An 11,861-nucleotide genomic window follows, 5' to 3' on the forward strand; every position below is an offset into this window, starting at 1 on the left:
CCCCATCCAGGTTGCTATTCCAGCTCCATCCCCATGATGTGGTACCCCGCATCCACGTAGACCACCTCCCCGGTGATGCCGCTGGCGAGGGGGGAGAGGAGGAATAGCCCCAGGTTTCCCACCTCCTCCTGGGTGATGTTGCGCCCTAGGGGGGCCACCTGGGCCACCCGGTCGTACATCCTCATGAAGCCCGGAATGCTCCTTGCGGCCACGGTGCGCACGGGCCCGGCGGAGATGGCGTTCACCCGCACCCCCTTGGGGCCGAGCTCGTAGGCCAGGTAGCGGACGCTGGCCTCCAGGGCCGCCTTGGCGATGGCCATCACGTTGTACCTGGGCACCACCTTCTCGCTGGCGTAGTAGGTGAGGGTGACCAGGCCACCACCTTCCCGGAGGAGGGGTTCGGCCCGCTGGGCCACGGCCACCAGGGAGTAGGCGGAGACCTCGAGGGCCAAGAGCCAGTCCTGGCGCGTGGTATCTATGTACCGCCCCTCCATGGCCTCCCTGGGGGCGAAGGCGATGGCGTGGACCAGGTAGTCCAGCCCGCCCCAGGCCTCCTTGAGCCCAGCGAAAAGCCGGTCCAGCTCCTCGTCCTGGGTGACGTCCGCCTGGAAGGTGAGGGCCCCCAAGGGGGCGGCAAGCCGCTCCACCTCTTCCTTAAGCCTTTCCCCTTGGTAGCTGAAGGCCAGATGGGCTCCCGCCTGATGGAGTTTTTCCGCGATGGCGTAGCCCAGGCTGCGGGCATTGGTGACCCCCATGACCAGGGCCTTTTTGCCGGAAAGGTCCACAGTGAGCATGGGGGGATTATACCCAAGGGGACAAGGCCAGGGGACTAGGCCCACGAAGGGAGCCCTTGCCCTTCCGCCTTTTCTAAGAGCGCAAACCAAGCCTCTTTCAGGGAGGACACCCCCACCCCCCGGACTTTACGCCCCATAAGCGGGTATAGGGGAAAGAGGCTTCCCTTTCCTTCCCTCTCTTAAAGGGATAACCCCATCAGTTGGAGGGCGAGGCAGGCTCGGCCTGGTACCTGGCCCACCAGGCGTTCAGGGAGGCCGGGGATACCCCGCGGATGGCCTCCACCCTTCCATTCCACTCCAGGACCACCCCCGCGGTAGGGCTTCCCACCAGTTGGGCGATCTTCCGCGCGGCCTCCGGGTCCTGGCGGGCGTTGACAAACTCAAAGGGGACGCCTTTTTGGGCCAAGAACATCTTCACAATCTCGCAAGGACCGCAACCGGAAATCCCGTAAAGGCGCACCATACCCTTCCATGGTACCAAGGTTCTCCCCGGAGGGTGTCCTAGGTGGGCCGCGGCGGGTGGAAAAGGTTTTGGAAGACACCTCCCCAGCAGCTAGAGGGGTGCTCCGATCTCCTACAATGGGCCTCATGCGCTTGGTGGACCGTTATCCCCAGGTGGAGTTGGAGAGGCTTCTGGAAAGCTTTCTGCCCCCGCCTCGTTTTCGCTCCGCCACCTTTCTTTCATACTGTCCCGATCCCCGCTACCCTTCCCAGACCTTGGCCAAGGAGCGCCTGCGACGATGGGTTAAGGACCGGCCCCAGGGTTTCTTTCGGCCCAAGCTTCCCGGGCCGCAAGGGCTATACCTGGACGGGGGCTTCGGCGTGGGGAAGACCCACCTCCTGGTGGCTGCCTACTGGGAGGCCCCTCCTCCTAAGGCCTTCCTCACCTTTGAGGAGCTCACCTACACCCTGGGGCTATTGGGGCTACGGGAAGGGGCCAAGCGGTTTGCCGCCATGCGCTACCTTTTCCTGGACGAGTTTGAGTTGGATGACCCCGGCAACGCCCAGATGATCACCCACTTCCTGGCCCTTACCATGGACAAGGGCCTAAGGGTGGCCACCACCTCCAATACCCCGCCCGGCGCCTTAGGGGAGGGGCGCTTCAACGCCCACCAGTTCCGGCACCAGATCCAAGGCCTGGCCCGGCGCTTCGCCGTGGAACGCATAGGGGGGGAGGACTTCCGCCACCGCCATCCGGAGCGGTTGCCCGCCCTCCTTTCCGAAGCCGAGCTCCTGGCCCTCTACCGGGAAGACCCTCGCCGCAAGACCCTGGACGACTTTCCCAGCCTTCTCGCCCACCTCTCTACCCTCCATCCCATCCGCTACCGCTATCTCCTGGAGGGGGTGGAGGTCATCTACCTCAGGGGCCTCGAGGCCATCCCCGACCAGAACGACGCCCTACGCTTCGTGCACTTCGTGGACCAGGTGTACAACCTTAAGGTGGCCTTGCGGGCCTCCGGTGCTCCTCTACAGGAGCTTTTCCCCGAAGTTTACCGCTACGGGGCCTTCGCCAAAAAGTACGGCCGGGCCCTTTCCCGGTTGGCGGAGCTTTTGGGGTAGCATGGGGGCATGGACCTGGCAGAAAGGCTTTCTGAGATGGCCCAGGCCCTATCCCAGGCCAGCGCCGCGGTGGGGATCCTCGAGGCCATAGAGGAGGTGTTGGACGATTACCAGGATGGGGAGCTTTCCCTGGAGGAGGCCATGGAGGAGATCCAGGGCCTGGTGGAGGAGTTCCAGGCGGTCCGGGCCCTTTCCGAGATGACCCCGGAGGAGCTCATGGCCCTGGCGGAGGAAGAGGAGGAAGAAGGGGGCTTGAGGTCTTAATGAAGGTGACGGCCATCGTCCTGGACTCGGTGGGCCTGGGCTATCTGCCGGACGCCCCCCTTTTTGGGGACGAGGGGGCGGATACCCTGGACCACACGGTGCTGAAAACCGGGGTGGAGCTTCCCCACCTGGCCGCCTTGGGCCTGGGATGGGTACCGGGGGTCCACACCCTGCCCCGGCCTGAGCCCCAAGGGGCCTTTGGCCGCATGCGGGAGGTGAACCCCGGCAAGGACACCACCACCGGGCACTGGGAGTTCGTGGGGGTGTACCTGGAAAAGCCTTTCCGCACCTATCCCGAGGGTTTTCCCGAGGAGCTCCTTAGGGCCTGGGCCAAGGGGATCGGGGTGGGGGGGTGGCTTCTGAACCGCCCGTACTCCGGCACCGAGGCCATCCGGGACTACGGCGAGGCCCACCTAAGGACCGGCTTTCCCATCGTCTACACCTCGGCGGATAGCGTCTTCCAGGTGGCGGCCCACCTGGAGGTGGTGCCCCTGGAGGAGCTTTACCGCTGGTGCCAGGTGGCCCGGGAGATGCTAAAGGGGGAGCACCAGGTGGCCCGGGTCATCGCCCGGCCTTTTGCCGGGGAGCCGGGGAACTTCTATCGGCGGGAGGATTTGCGGAAGGACTTTGCCCTGGAGCCACCCCGGAATGTCCTGGACCTTCTTAAGGAGGGGGGCCTCGAGGTGGTGGGGGTGGGGAAGATCCCCGATATCTACGCCCATCGGGGCTTCACCCGGGAGGTGAAAACCCGGGATAACGCCGACGGTCTGGAGAAGACCCTAAGCCTGATGGAGGAGCCCTTTTCCGGCCTGGTCTTCACCAACCTGGTGGACTTTGATGCCAAGTACGGGCACCGGAGGAACCCGGAAGGGTACGCCCGGGCCCTAAAGGAGGTGGACGATTTCCTTCCCCGCCTCCTGGAAGCCCTAGGCCCCGAGGACCACCTCTTTTTGGTTTCCGACCACGGCAACGACCCTACCTTCTTCGGCACCGACCACACCCGGGAGTATGGGATGCTCCTCTGGGTGGGTCCCGGGGTGAAGGGAGAGCTGGGTACCCGGGAGAGCTTCGCGGATCTGGGGGCCACCTGGGCTGCGCTTTTTGGCCTTACCTGGGAGGGCCCGGGAAAGAGTTTGGTATAGGCCATGCCCCTCACCTGGCGCGATGCCCTGGATATCCTCCTGGTAGCCATCCTCTTCTATTACCTTTGGCGCCTTATGGCGGGAACCCGGGCCCTGAACCTGGTGCGGGGGGTCTTGGTTTACCTGGCGGTTTGGTTTCTGGCCAGCCTTCTTGGGCTTTCCACCCTTTCGTGGCTTTTGGGGAACGCCGCCACCCTGGGGGCCTTCGCCCTCATCGTGGTCTTTCAGCCGGAACTCAGGGGGCTTTTGGAGCGCATCGGTCGGGCCCAGGGGCCCAGGGCCCCTTCCTTGGCCTTGGAGGAGCTCCTTCTGGGCCTGGCCCGGCTTTCGGAAAGGCGCTACGGGGCCATCCTGGCCCTGGAAAGGCGCACCCCCCTGGGGGAGTATGCGGCCACCGGGGAGGTGCTGGAGGCCCGGCTTTCCGCCCGGTTGTTGCAAACGGTGTTTTACCCCGGCACCCCCCTGCACGACGGGGGGGCCATCCTGAGGGGGGATCGGCTTTTTGCCGCGGGGTGCGTTTTCCCCCTTTCCGAGGTAAGGATGGGCCTCGGCACCCGGCACCGGGCGGCTTTGGGGCTTTCCGAGGTCTCGGATGCCCTGGTGATCGTGGTGAGCGAGGAAACGGGGGCTATAAGGCTTGCCGAGGGGGGAAGCCTTTCCCCGCCCATGAGCCTCGAGGCTCTGAGGGAAAAGCTCAAGGAGGTGCTCCGTGCGTGACTGGGGAAGCTTCCTCCTCGCCCTTTTGGCGGCCTTCGCCGTCTGGTACTCCCTAAGGGAGAGGGCTCCGGTGGTGGAGCGGGCGGTAAGCGTGCCCCTGCAGGTGGTGGGCCTGGGAGGGGAGCGCACCGCGGAAGGGGTACCCAAGGAGGTGCTCTTACGCCTTAGGGGGCCTGCCCCCTTGGTGGAGGGGGCCAGGGTTCCCGTCTCCGCCTACCTGGACCTTTCCGGGGCCGAGGGGGCCTTTACCCGGGAGGTGCGGGTGGCCGTGCCCCAGGGGGTAGAGGTGTTGGAGATTCGCCCTGCCCGGGTGGAGGGCCGGGTGGAGGCTATCCTTACCCGTACCTTGCCCGTGGAGGTGCTCTCCCAAGGGGCCTGGGTGGAAACCAAGCCCGCCTTCGTGGAGGCCAAGGGGCCCAAAAGCCGGGTGGAGGAGGCGGTGGTGGCCCTGGGCCTGGATCTTGGTGGGGATACGGTGGCCCTTACCGCCTTTGGTCCTCAAGGGCCCCTCCTTGGAGTGGGGCTTTCCCCGTCCCAGGTGCAGGTGGTGGCCCGCTCTGTTCCTCTGTTTCGCAAGGAAGTGCCCTTGGTTCTGAAGCCTCCCGCAGGCCTACGGGTGGTGGACTTTTCCCCGAAAGCCGTGGAGGTAGTAGGGCCCAAGGAGGCCCTCGAGGACCTGAAGGAGGTGGAAGCCCGTCCCCAAGGGGGCTTCCGGCCCGGGGAGGTTTCCGGGCCCTTGCTCCTCGCCTTGCCGCCGGGGGTCCAGGTCCTTGGGGAGGTTTTGGGCAGGGTGCGGCTTGCGCTAGAATAGGTAGGATGATCTACCCCATCCGCCTATACGGGGACCCGGTGCTCCGCAAGCGGGCGCAGCCCGTCCAAGAGTTTGGCGGCCTCAAGAGGCTTGCTCAGGACATGTTGGAAACCATGTTTGAGGCCCGGGGCGTGGGCCTGGCGGCGCCCCAGATCGGGCTTTCGCAGAGGTTTTTTGTAGCGGTGGAATACGCCGACGAGCCGGAAGGGGAGGAAAGGCCCTTGCGGGATCTGGTGCGCCGGGTTTTCGTGGTGGCGAACCCGGTGATCCTCCACCGGGAAGGAGAGGTGGAGGGCTTGGAAGGGTGCCTCTCCCTCCCTGGCCTCTACTCTGAGGAGGTGCCCCGGGCGGAGCGGATCCGGGTGGCCTACCAGGACGAGGAGGGACAAGGGCGCACCCTGGAGCTGGAAGGATACATGGCCCGGGTCTTCCAGCACGAGATAGACCACCTGGATGGGGTGCTTTTTTTTGAAAGGCTTCCCAAGCCTAAACGGGAAGCCTTTTTGGAAGAGAACCGCATGGAGCTGGCCCGGCTGCAGAAGGAAGCCAGAGCCCTCCTAAAGGAGCTTTCCCAGGGATGAGGGTGGCCTTTTTTGGGACGCCCGCCTGGGCGGTGCCGGTGCTGGACGCCTTAAACCGCCACCACCGGGTGGTGCTGGTGGTCACCCAGCCGGATAAGCCCAAAGGCCGGGGGCTTAAGCCCACACAAAGCCCGGTGGCGGAGTATGCCGCGGCCCATGGCCTCCCCCTTCTCAAGCCCCATCGCCTCAAGGGGAATCTGGAGTTCTTGCAGGCCTTCCGCCAAGCGGCGCCGGAGGTGGCGGTGACGGCGGCCTATGGGAAGATCCTGCCCAAGGAGGTCCTCGAGGTGCCCCCCTATGGCTTTTTGAACCTGCACCCTTCCCTTCTGCCCAAATACCGAGGCCCGGCCCCGGTGCCCTGGGCCTTGATCCAGGGAGAGAAGGAAACCGGGGTGGCCATTATGAAGACCGAAGAGGGCCTGGACACCGGCCCCCTCTACGCCCTTTGGCGCACGGAGATAGGCCCCGATGAGGATGCGGTGGCCCTTTCCGAGCGGCTTAGGGATAAGGGGATTGAGCTTCTCCTTTGGGTTTTGGAAAACCTCCCCCACCTCACCCCCACCCCCCAGGAGGGGGAGCCCTCCTATGCCCCTTTGCTCACCAAGGAGGAAGGGCGGATTCGCTTTTCCCAAGGTGCCAAGGCCATCTATGACCGCCATCGAGGGGTGCAGCCTTGGCCCGGGAGCTATTTCTTCCACCAAGGCAGGCGGGTTAAGGTTCTCCGTATGCGCCCCGAAGCCGGTCAAGGGGAACCGGGGGTGGTTAAGGGGGTGGACCGGGGAGGGGTTTTGGTGGGCACGGGGGAGGGGTTGATCCGGCTTTTGGAGGTCCAGCCGGAGGGGAAGCGCCCCATGCCCGCTGCGGACTGGGCCCGGGGGTATGGGGTGGTTCCGGGTACCCGGTTGGAATGAGGGGCCTTCAGCATCGCCCTTGCCGCGCCCAAGAAAGGGTTCCCAGGGCCCTCAACCCCAAGGTGGCCAAGGGCTTACGGGGAAGCTGGGTTGGGGTTAGAACTCCTCATCCCACTCCACGATGGTTTCGCTGGTGAGCGCGGTGGGCTGTTGGGGTTCCATCGCGGCGGTGGCCTCCTTGCCCCGCTCCTTAAGGAGGCCAAACTGGGAAGCAATTCCCCTTAGGCCCGCTCCGGCAAAGGCTACAACGAGGAAGGCGGATATTCCCCAGGCCAGGTAGGGGACCAACCCCTGGGCAATGGACAGGTTAGCTAGAAGACCCAAGGCCGGTAACCCCCCGTACTCGGCTAAGATGGATCCCATGTAGGAAAGCCCCTCCCCCACGATAGGGAGGACCAGGAAAAGGAAGGAAAGCCCTAGAAGTGTCCAGTACACGTTCCTTCCGCTAAAGGTGATCCAACCCAAATAGAGCGGGAAGAAAGCCAGGACCGATGCCAGGAGGAAGAGAATGGCCCGGGGAATCCCCAGGAGGAAGAGCTGGAGCTGTACCTGCAAAGCATGCCACGGGCCCAAGGAGCTTCCCAGGAGACGCTCCTCAATCTCTTGGATCTCACCCAGGAGGATGGCAAAGTCCACGGTACGTAAACCTACGGCATTTTGCATGGCCAGGAAGAGGCGGTCGGTGCGTTCGGCTAACTCGGGAGCGTAGGCTCCCACCACGGGATAGATCTTCAAGCGGAAACGACTGTGGGCGTAGTTCAGCTGCGCTCTGGCTTGGTTGTACTGTCCAGCTTCCGTATAGAGCTGGGCTTGTGCTAGGCTACTTCGCACCTCATCTAAGAGGTCCAGCCAGTTGATCAGGCTGGGGATGGCAAGGCGTTGCAAAGTCTCGCCTACGCGGACAGCGGCTTGAGGGTCCAGGCGTAGAAGACTGGTTTCCTCCCGGAGTTCCTGGGGAAGGTTCGCTGCTAGAGGGACTGGGCCCGGTGAAGGGGGAGGAGGGGAAGGTGGGGAACTGGCCGGAGGTGTAGTTGATGGTTTCCCCACGGGGGAGCTAAGGGGGGACTGGGCCGAAGGAGGAGAAGCTGGGGGGGGAGTTGGAGAAACGGGATTTAGAGTTTGGAGCTGCTTCCGCCAGACTCCAACTTTCTGCAGCAGATCCTCGGTCAGTGGGCGGAAGCCTTGCCCTTCGGAAACCTTGCTTAGGACCTGGATGAAGCCCTGGGCTCTGAGAGTGCTTTGAGGGCTATCCTGAACCACCAAAAAGCGGGCGTAGGCCTGGGCCAAAGCCAAGTAGGCCTGAGGGCGGGAGGTGGCGGAAAGGGCCTGATTGAGGCTTTCCGTTATGAGCTGCAGGTAAGCGGTTTCCAGGCGGAGGCGGGCCTCCTTGGGTGAAAGGTTTTCCACTCCTTGGGCCTGGGTCTGGGGTAAGCCAGTGGCCTGGATGAGCCGGCTCAGGTACTGGGGCTTTTCGGCGGCCGGAGCCTGGAAGAACCCGTCATAAAGGGCCTTGCCCAGGAGGTGGCGCACCAGGAGGAGGCGGGCCTCGAGGTCCACGGCGCTTTTCTTAAGCACCGCTTGTCGGGCATCCTGTAGATGCAAGAGGACGGCATCCCGCAAGACAGGGGGGAGGCCTCCTTCCTCCTGGCGCAGGAGGCTTTGTGCCCGGTCCAGGGCGGAAAGGGCCTGGGTGGGGTTATCCAGGCGCACCTGCCCGAGGGTTTCCTCCAGGCGGTCATAGACCTGGGGCAGGGGGGCGGCCAAGGCCACAAGGCCGAGGAACAGGGCTAGGGCCAACCATTTTTTCATCCGCTGACCTCCGCTAGGGATATGAGCCGCCGCAAGGCGTGGAGCAAGCGGCCGATGTTGGCTTCTTTCCTGGCCAGAAGACCGATGTATCCCTGGGCTAGGGGTCTAAGGGCCACGATTTCCCCCTCCAGGATAGCGTAGAAGACCCCATAGCCCTGGCGCCGGAGGAGGGGGTAGGCCAGGTCCAAGGGCACGGGTTCCCCGGAAAAGAGCTCCTCCTTACCGCTTTTTCCGGCCACCATCACCCCCACCACTCCCTCCAGGCGGGCCAGCCTTCGGGCCAGATCCTGGCGAGCCTGGGGATCCTCGAGGTCCACCACCTCCTCTAAAGCCTCCTCTTCCTCTTCCCCTTCTTCCTCTACGGCGTGGGGCGGAGCCAGGTCTCCCAGCTCACGCACCAGGGCCTTGAGCTCCGGGGGCAACTCCCGGAAGGGGAGGAGGCGCAGGAGCTCAGGCCCCAGGGTGGCTTCTATCCATTGGGCCCAGGCTACCGGGGAGGCGGGCCTTCCTTGGGCCAAGACCCGTTGCAAGAGGTTCTCTGCAGCCCTGAGGGAGATATACTGGCTCAGGATTTGCAAAAGGCGTTCCTCCATAAGGGTACCTTGGGGCTTGCCAATCTGCCCTTCAGAGTGTACCATAACCTCTGCCCGAGGGATCGGGCAAGCGCCGCTGGGGTGTCGTCTAACGGCAGGACAGCGGACTCTGGATCCGCCGGTCGTGGTTCGAGTCCACGCACCCCAGCCAAAACTTGGCCCCATCGACTAGTGGTTAGGTCACCGCCCTTTCAAGGCGGCGGCGGGGGTTCGAGTCCCCCTGGGGTCACCAGATGCAGTCCGAGCCGCGCATGGCCCCATCGTCTAGAGGCCTAGGACACGGCCCTCTCAAGGCCGAGACGGGGGTTCGAATCCCCCTGGGGTCACCAGATGCGGCTCGGATTGCTTTTTCCCCGGGCCGGATTTCCCTTGACTTGCGCCCCGGGGTTGGGGGAAACTGGGTGGGCTATACCCCCACTGGGTATGTGGGGGTGTACCCTAGGTGAAGAAGGAGGAATCCATGGAGTTCACCCTCACTGGGCTTGCGGGAAGCGGTGAAAAGGAGGAGCGGTACGACGTGGTCATCATTGGGGGGGGGCCTGCGGGCCTTACCGCGGGGATTTACGCCGGGCGGGCCCAGCTCAAGACCGTCATCCTGGAAAAAGGCCTCCCTGGAGGGCAGATTGCCCAGACTGACGAGGTGGAGAACTACCCGGGTTTTCCCGAGGGCATCTCCGGGCCGGAGTTGGCCAGCCGCATGGTGCAGCAGGCGGAGAAGTTTGGGGCCCGGATCGTCATGGATGAGGTCCTGGGCCTCGAGGCCCAGGACGGGGGCTTTCTGGTGCGGGGCTTTGAGCGCGCCTACTTCGGGCGCGTGGTCATCATCGCCACCGGCGCCAATCCCAGGAAGCTCGGGGTGCCCGGAGAGGAGAAGTTCTATGGCCGGGGGGTTTCCACCTGCGCCACCTGCGACGGCTTCTTCTACCGCGAAAAGGAGGTGGTGGTGGTGGGCGGCGGGGATGCCGCGGTGGAGGAGGGGCTTTTCCTCACCAAGTTCGCCCGCAAGGTGACCCTGGTCCACCGCCGGGACGAGCTAAGGGCCAACAAGGTGGCCCAGGCCCGGGCCTTCCAGAACCCCAAGATGCACTTCCTCTTCTCCCACATCGTCACCGAGGTGCTGGGGGAGGAGCAGGTCACGGGGGTTAGGCTCAAGAACCTGAAGACCGGGGAAGAGTACGTCTACCCCACGGACGGGGTCTTTGTCTTCATCGGCCACGAGCCCAACACCTCCTTCCTCAAGGGGGTGGTGGAGCTAAGGCCCGACGGCTACGTGGCGGTGCGGGACGAGGTCTTCACCTCGGTGCCGGGCATCTTCGCCGCCGGGGACGTGGCCGACCCCATCTACCGCCAGCTCACCACCAGTGTGGGGGCGGGCACCCGGGCGGCTATGATGGCGGAGCGTTACCTGGCGGAGGCCCACGAGAAGGTGAAACCCTAGGGCTTAGGGTGCGGGGCCTTGGCCTGGTGGGGCTTTTCCTTTGGGGCTTGGGCCTAGCCCAAGCGCCCACCTTGTATCTTCCCCTGGACGACCGTCCCCCCAACTGGGCCCCTTGCACCTGGGGCTTGGTGGTCTGTCCTCCCAAGGGGGCCTACCGGGGGTCCATGGGGGCCAACTTGGAAGCCCTGCGGGCTTGGCTTCTCGCTACCCCGGGAAAAGGGCTGGTGGCCAGCTTGGATGTCCTAGCCTATGGAGGCCTCCTGCAAAGCCGCCATCTGGTCTTGTCTGCTGAGGACGCCCTAGCCCGGCTTGGCCCTTTGCTCTCCTGGAAAGTTCGCTACGGAGGAGACCTTTTCCTCTTTGGGGTAGTGCCCCGCTGGGACGCTAGAGAGAGGGAAAGAAACCTGGCGGTTTTGCGGGCCTTGGCCTCCTGGCCCAGGCTTCCCGGGGTCTACCTGGAGGCCGTTTGGGACGATGCCCTAAGGAACTCCCCAGCCCCAAGGGAGGCACAAACCCTCCCTTACCCTAGCCGCCCGGGAGCGGACGAGGCGGGACAAGTCCTCCTCTTAAGGGCCTTAAGGCCCGGCCTAAGGGTGGCCGTGGCCTACGAGGATGGGGCCTTGGCGGGGCGCATCACCCCCTACGAGGGCATCCCCTTGCGGGATACGGTGGCGGGGGTGTTGCAAAGCGCCCTTGCCCAAAGGGTTTCCCTCACGGATGGCCCGGACCTGGTCCTGTACATCTATGGAGGGCAAAACCCCAGGAAGGCCATCCAGGACCTTCTTCGCCTCATGCCCCGCTTCCCCGTGGCCCTGGCGGACCTCTCCCGGGTGAACCGGGGGGATCCTGGCCTTATGGCCTACCTACAGGGCCTGGGGCTTTATGCCCGCCTGGCCGCCTACGCCTCATGGGGTACCCCGGCCAACAACCTGGGGAGCGCCTTGGCCCAAGGGGGGCTTTTCCTGGGGGACCAAGAAGGCCGGCTTAGGCGCTTGGCCGAGGCCTACTTCGCCTACTGGTGGGGTGAGGTGGGCCGTCTTTGGGTGCGGGCCCGTTTCCCTGAGCCCTTGCCCCAGGAGGCCCAAGGGGTGGGGGCCCTTTGGGCTTATCCGGAGCTGGATGGGTATCGGGTGGAGCTAAGGGGCTTGCGCTTTCCTTGGGCTAGGGCTTTTGAGGCGGAGGCCATCTTAGACCTCGTCCCCGCTTCGGCGTTTAGGTCCCGCCAGCTGGTAGAGTGAGGG

The 11,861-nt window shown here is 64.6% G+C and carries 13 protein-coding genes and 3 tRNA genes; 12 read left to right on the forward strand and 4 right to left on the reverse strand.

Annotated elements, in window-relative coordinates:
• Positions 1-14: 14 nt before the first annotated feature.
• A complete protein-coding gene (locus L0D18_RS06280; protein WP_243028024.1) occupies positions 15-794 on the reverse strand; it encodes an enoyl-ACP reductase FabI in 780 nt (259 codons plus the stop codon).
• A gap of 196 nt (positions 795-990) precedes the next feature.
• Positions 991-1,257, reverse strand: coding sequence for a glutaredoxin family protein (locus L0D18_RS06285; RefSeq protein ID WP_243028025.1), 267 nt, complete (start codon positions 1,255-1,257; stop codon positions 991-993).
• A 125-nt stretch (positions 1,258-1,382) separates the two neighbouring features.
• Between L0D18_RS06285 and zapE the strand changes: the two genes are divergently transcribed.
• Genes zapE through fmt form a run of 7 tightly spaced genes read left to right on the forward strand, consistent with a single transcriptional unit; the run spans position 1,383 to position 6,780 of the window.
• Positions 1,383-2,354 carry a cell division protein ZapE gene (gene zapE, locus L0D18_RS06290; protein WP_243028026.1) on the forward strand — a complete coding sequence of 324 codons (972 nt, stop codon included), beginning with the start codon at positions 1,383-1,385 and terminating at the stop codon, positions 2,352-2,354.
• A gap of 9 nt (positions 2,355-2,363) precedes the next feature.
• Positions 2,364-2,618, forward strand: a complete 255-nt coding sequence (locus L0D18_RS06295; RefSeq protein WP_243028027.1) for a hypothetical protein — start codon at positions 2,364-2,366, stop codon at positions 2,616-2,618.
• Positions 2,618-3,760 (forward strand): phosphopentomutase, encoded by a 1,143-nt coding sequence (locus tag L0D18_RS06300; RefSeq protein ID WP_243028028.1) that lies wholly within the window; start codon positions 2,618-2,620, stop codon positions 3,758-3,760. Before L0D18_RS06295 ends, L0D18_RS06300 begins: the two co-directional genes overlap by 1 nt.
• A 3-nt stretch (positions 3,761-3,763) precedes the next feature.
• Entirely contained in the window at positions 3,764-4,477 is a 714-nt protein-coding gene (cdaA, locus tag L0D18_RS06305; RefSeq protein ID WP_243028029.1) for a diadenylate cyclase CdaA, read from the forward strand.
• Positions 4,470-5,288, forward strand: a complete 819-nt coding sequence (locus L0D18_RS06310) for a CdaR family protein (protein ID WP_243028030.1) — start codon at positions 4,470-4,472, stop codon at positions 5,286-5,288. Before cdaA ends, L0D18_RS06310 begins: the two co-directional genes overlap by 8 nt.
• Positions 5,289-5,293: 5 nt before the next feature.
• Positions 5,294-5,869 carry a peptide deformylase gene (gene def, locus L0D18_RS06315; protein WP_243028031.1) on the forward strand — a complete coding sequence of 192 codons (576 nt, stop codon included), beginning with the start codon at positions 5,294-5,296 and terminating at the stop codon, positions 5,867-5,869.
• A complete protein-coding gene (fmt, locus tag L0D18_RS06320) occupies positions 5,866-6,780 on the forward strand; it encodes a methionyl-tRNA formyltransferase (RefSeq protein WP_243028032.1) in 915 nt (304 codons plus the stop codon). The genes def and fmt overlap by 4 nt, the downstream gene beginning before the upstream one ends.
• A gap of 96 nt (positions 6,781-6,876) precedes the next feature.
• Here fmt and L0D18_RS06325 read toward each other — a convergent pair whose 3' ends face one another.
• Positions 6,877-8,589 carry a hypothetical protein gene (locus L0D18_RS06325; protein ID WP_243028033.1) on the reverse strand — a complete coding sequence of 571 codons (1,713 nt, stop codon included), beginning with the start codon at positions 8,587-8,589 and terminating at the stop codon, positions 6,877-6,879.
• Positions 8,586-9,182 carry a hypothetical protein gene (locus tag L0D18_RS06330; protein WP_243028092.1) on the reverse strand — a complete coding sequence of 199 codons (597 nt, stop codon included), beginning with the start codon at positions 9,180-9,182 and terminating at the stop codon, positions 8,586-8,588. The genes L0D18_RS06325 and L0D18_RS06330 overlap by 4 nt, the downstream gene beginning before the upstream one ends.
• Positions 9,183-9,259: 77 nt before the next feature.
• On the opposite strand from L0D18_RS06330, the gene L0D18_RS06335 reads away from it, so the two are divergent.
• The 5 genes from L0D18_RS06335 (at position 9,260) to L0D18_RS06355 (ending at position 11,858) form a co-directional block, all read left to right on the forward strand.
• A tRNA-Gln gene (locus L0D18_RS06335) sits at positions 9,260-9,333 on the forward strand.
• 6 nt (positions 9,334-9,339) lie between these two features.
• A tRNA-Glu gene (locus L0D18_RS06340) sits at positions 9,340-9,414 on the forward strand.
• A gap of 21 nt (positions 9,415-9,435) precedes the next feature.
• A tRNA-Glu gene (locus tag L0D18_RS06345) sits at positions 9,436-9,511 on the forward strand.
• A gap of 131 nt (positions 9,512-9,642) precedes the next feature.
• Positions 9,643-10,620, forward strand: coding sequence for a thioredoxin-disulfide reductase (gene trxB, locus L0D18_RS06350; RefSeq protein ID WP_243028093.1), 978 nt, complete (start codon positions 9,643-9,645; stop codon positions 10,618-10,620).
• An 8-nt stretch (positions 10,621-10,628) separates the two neighbouring features.
• The gene (locus L0D18_RS06355; protein ID WP_243028034.1) at positions 10,629-11,858 is read left to right on the forward strand and encodes a DUF4127 family protein; all 1,230 of its coding nucleotides are present in this window, start codon (positions 10,629-10,631) and stop codon (positions 11,856-11,858) included.
• Positions 11,859-11,861 lie beyond the last annotated feature (3 nt).

It is taken from the genome of Thermus albus, assembly GCF_022760855.1.
Taxonomy (GTDB): domain Bacteria; phylum Deinococcota; class Deinococci; order Deinococcales; family Thermaceae; genus Thermus; species Thermus albus.

Excerpts from the sequence above, each read along its gene's own strand:
- L0D18_RS06280 (WP_243028024.1), bottom strand. The coding sequence starts at position 794 with ATGCTCACTGTGGACCTTTCCGGCAAAAAGGCCCTGGTCATGGGGGTC.
- L0D18_RS06285 (WP_243028025.1), bottom strand. The coding sequence starts at position 1,257 with ATGGTGCGCCTTTACGGGATTTCCGGTTGCGGTCCTTGCGAGATTGTG.
- zapE (WP_243028026.1), top strand. The coding sequence starts at position 1,383 with ATGCGCTTGGTGGACCGTTATCCCCAGGTGGAGTTGGAGAGGCTTCTG.
- L0D18_RS06295 (WP_243028027.1), top strand. The coding sequence starts at position 2,364 with ATGGACCTGGCAGAAAGGCTTTCTGAGATGGCCCAGGCCCTATCCCAG.
- L0D18_RS06300 (WP_243028028.1), top strand. The coding sequence starts at position 2,618 with ATGAAGGTGACGGCCATCGTCCTGGACTCGGTGGGCCTGGGCTATCTG.
- cdaA (WP_243028029.1), top strand. The coding sequence starts at position 3,764 with ATGCCCCTCACCTGGCGCGATGCCCTGGATATCCTCCTGGTAGCCATC.
- def (WP_243028031.1), top strand. The coding sequence starts at position 5,294 with ATGATCTACCCCATCCGCCTATACGGGGACCCGGTGCTCCGCAAGCGG.
- fmt (WP_243028032.1), top strand. The coding sequence starts at position 5,866 with ATGAGGGTGGCCTTTTTTGGGACGCCCGCCTGGGCGGTGCCGGTGCTG.
- L0D18_RS06325 (WP_243028033.1), bottom strand. The coding sequence starts at position 8,589 with ATGAAAAAATGGTTGGCCCTAGCCCTGTTCCTCGGCCTTGTGGCCTTG.
- L0D18_RS06330 (WP_243028092.1), bottom strand. The coding sequence starts at position 9,182 with ATGGAGGAACGCCTTTTGCAAATCCTGAGCCAGTATATCTCCCTCAGG.
- trxB (WP_243028093.1), top strand. The coding sequence starts at position 9,643 with ATGGAGTTCACCCTCACTGGGCTTGCGGGAAGCGGTGAAAAGGAGGAG.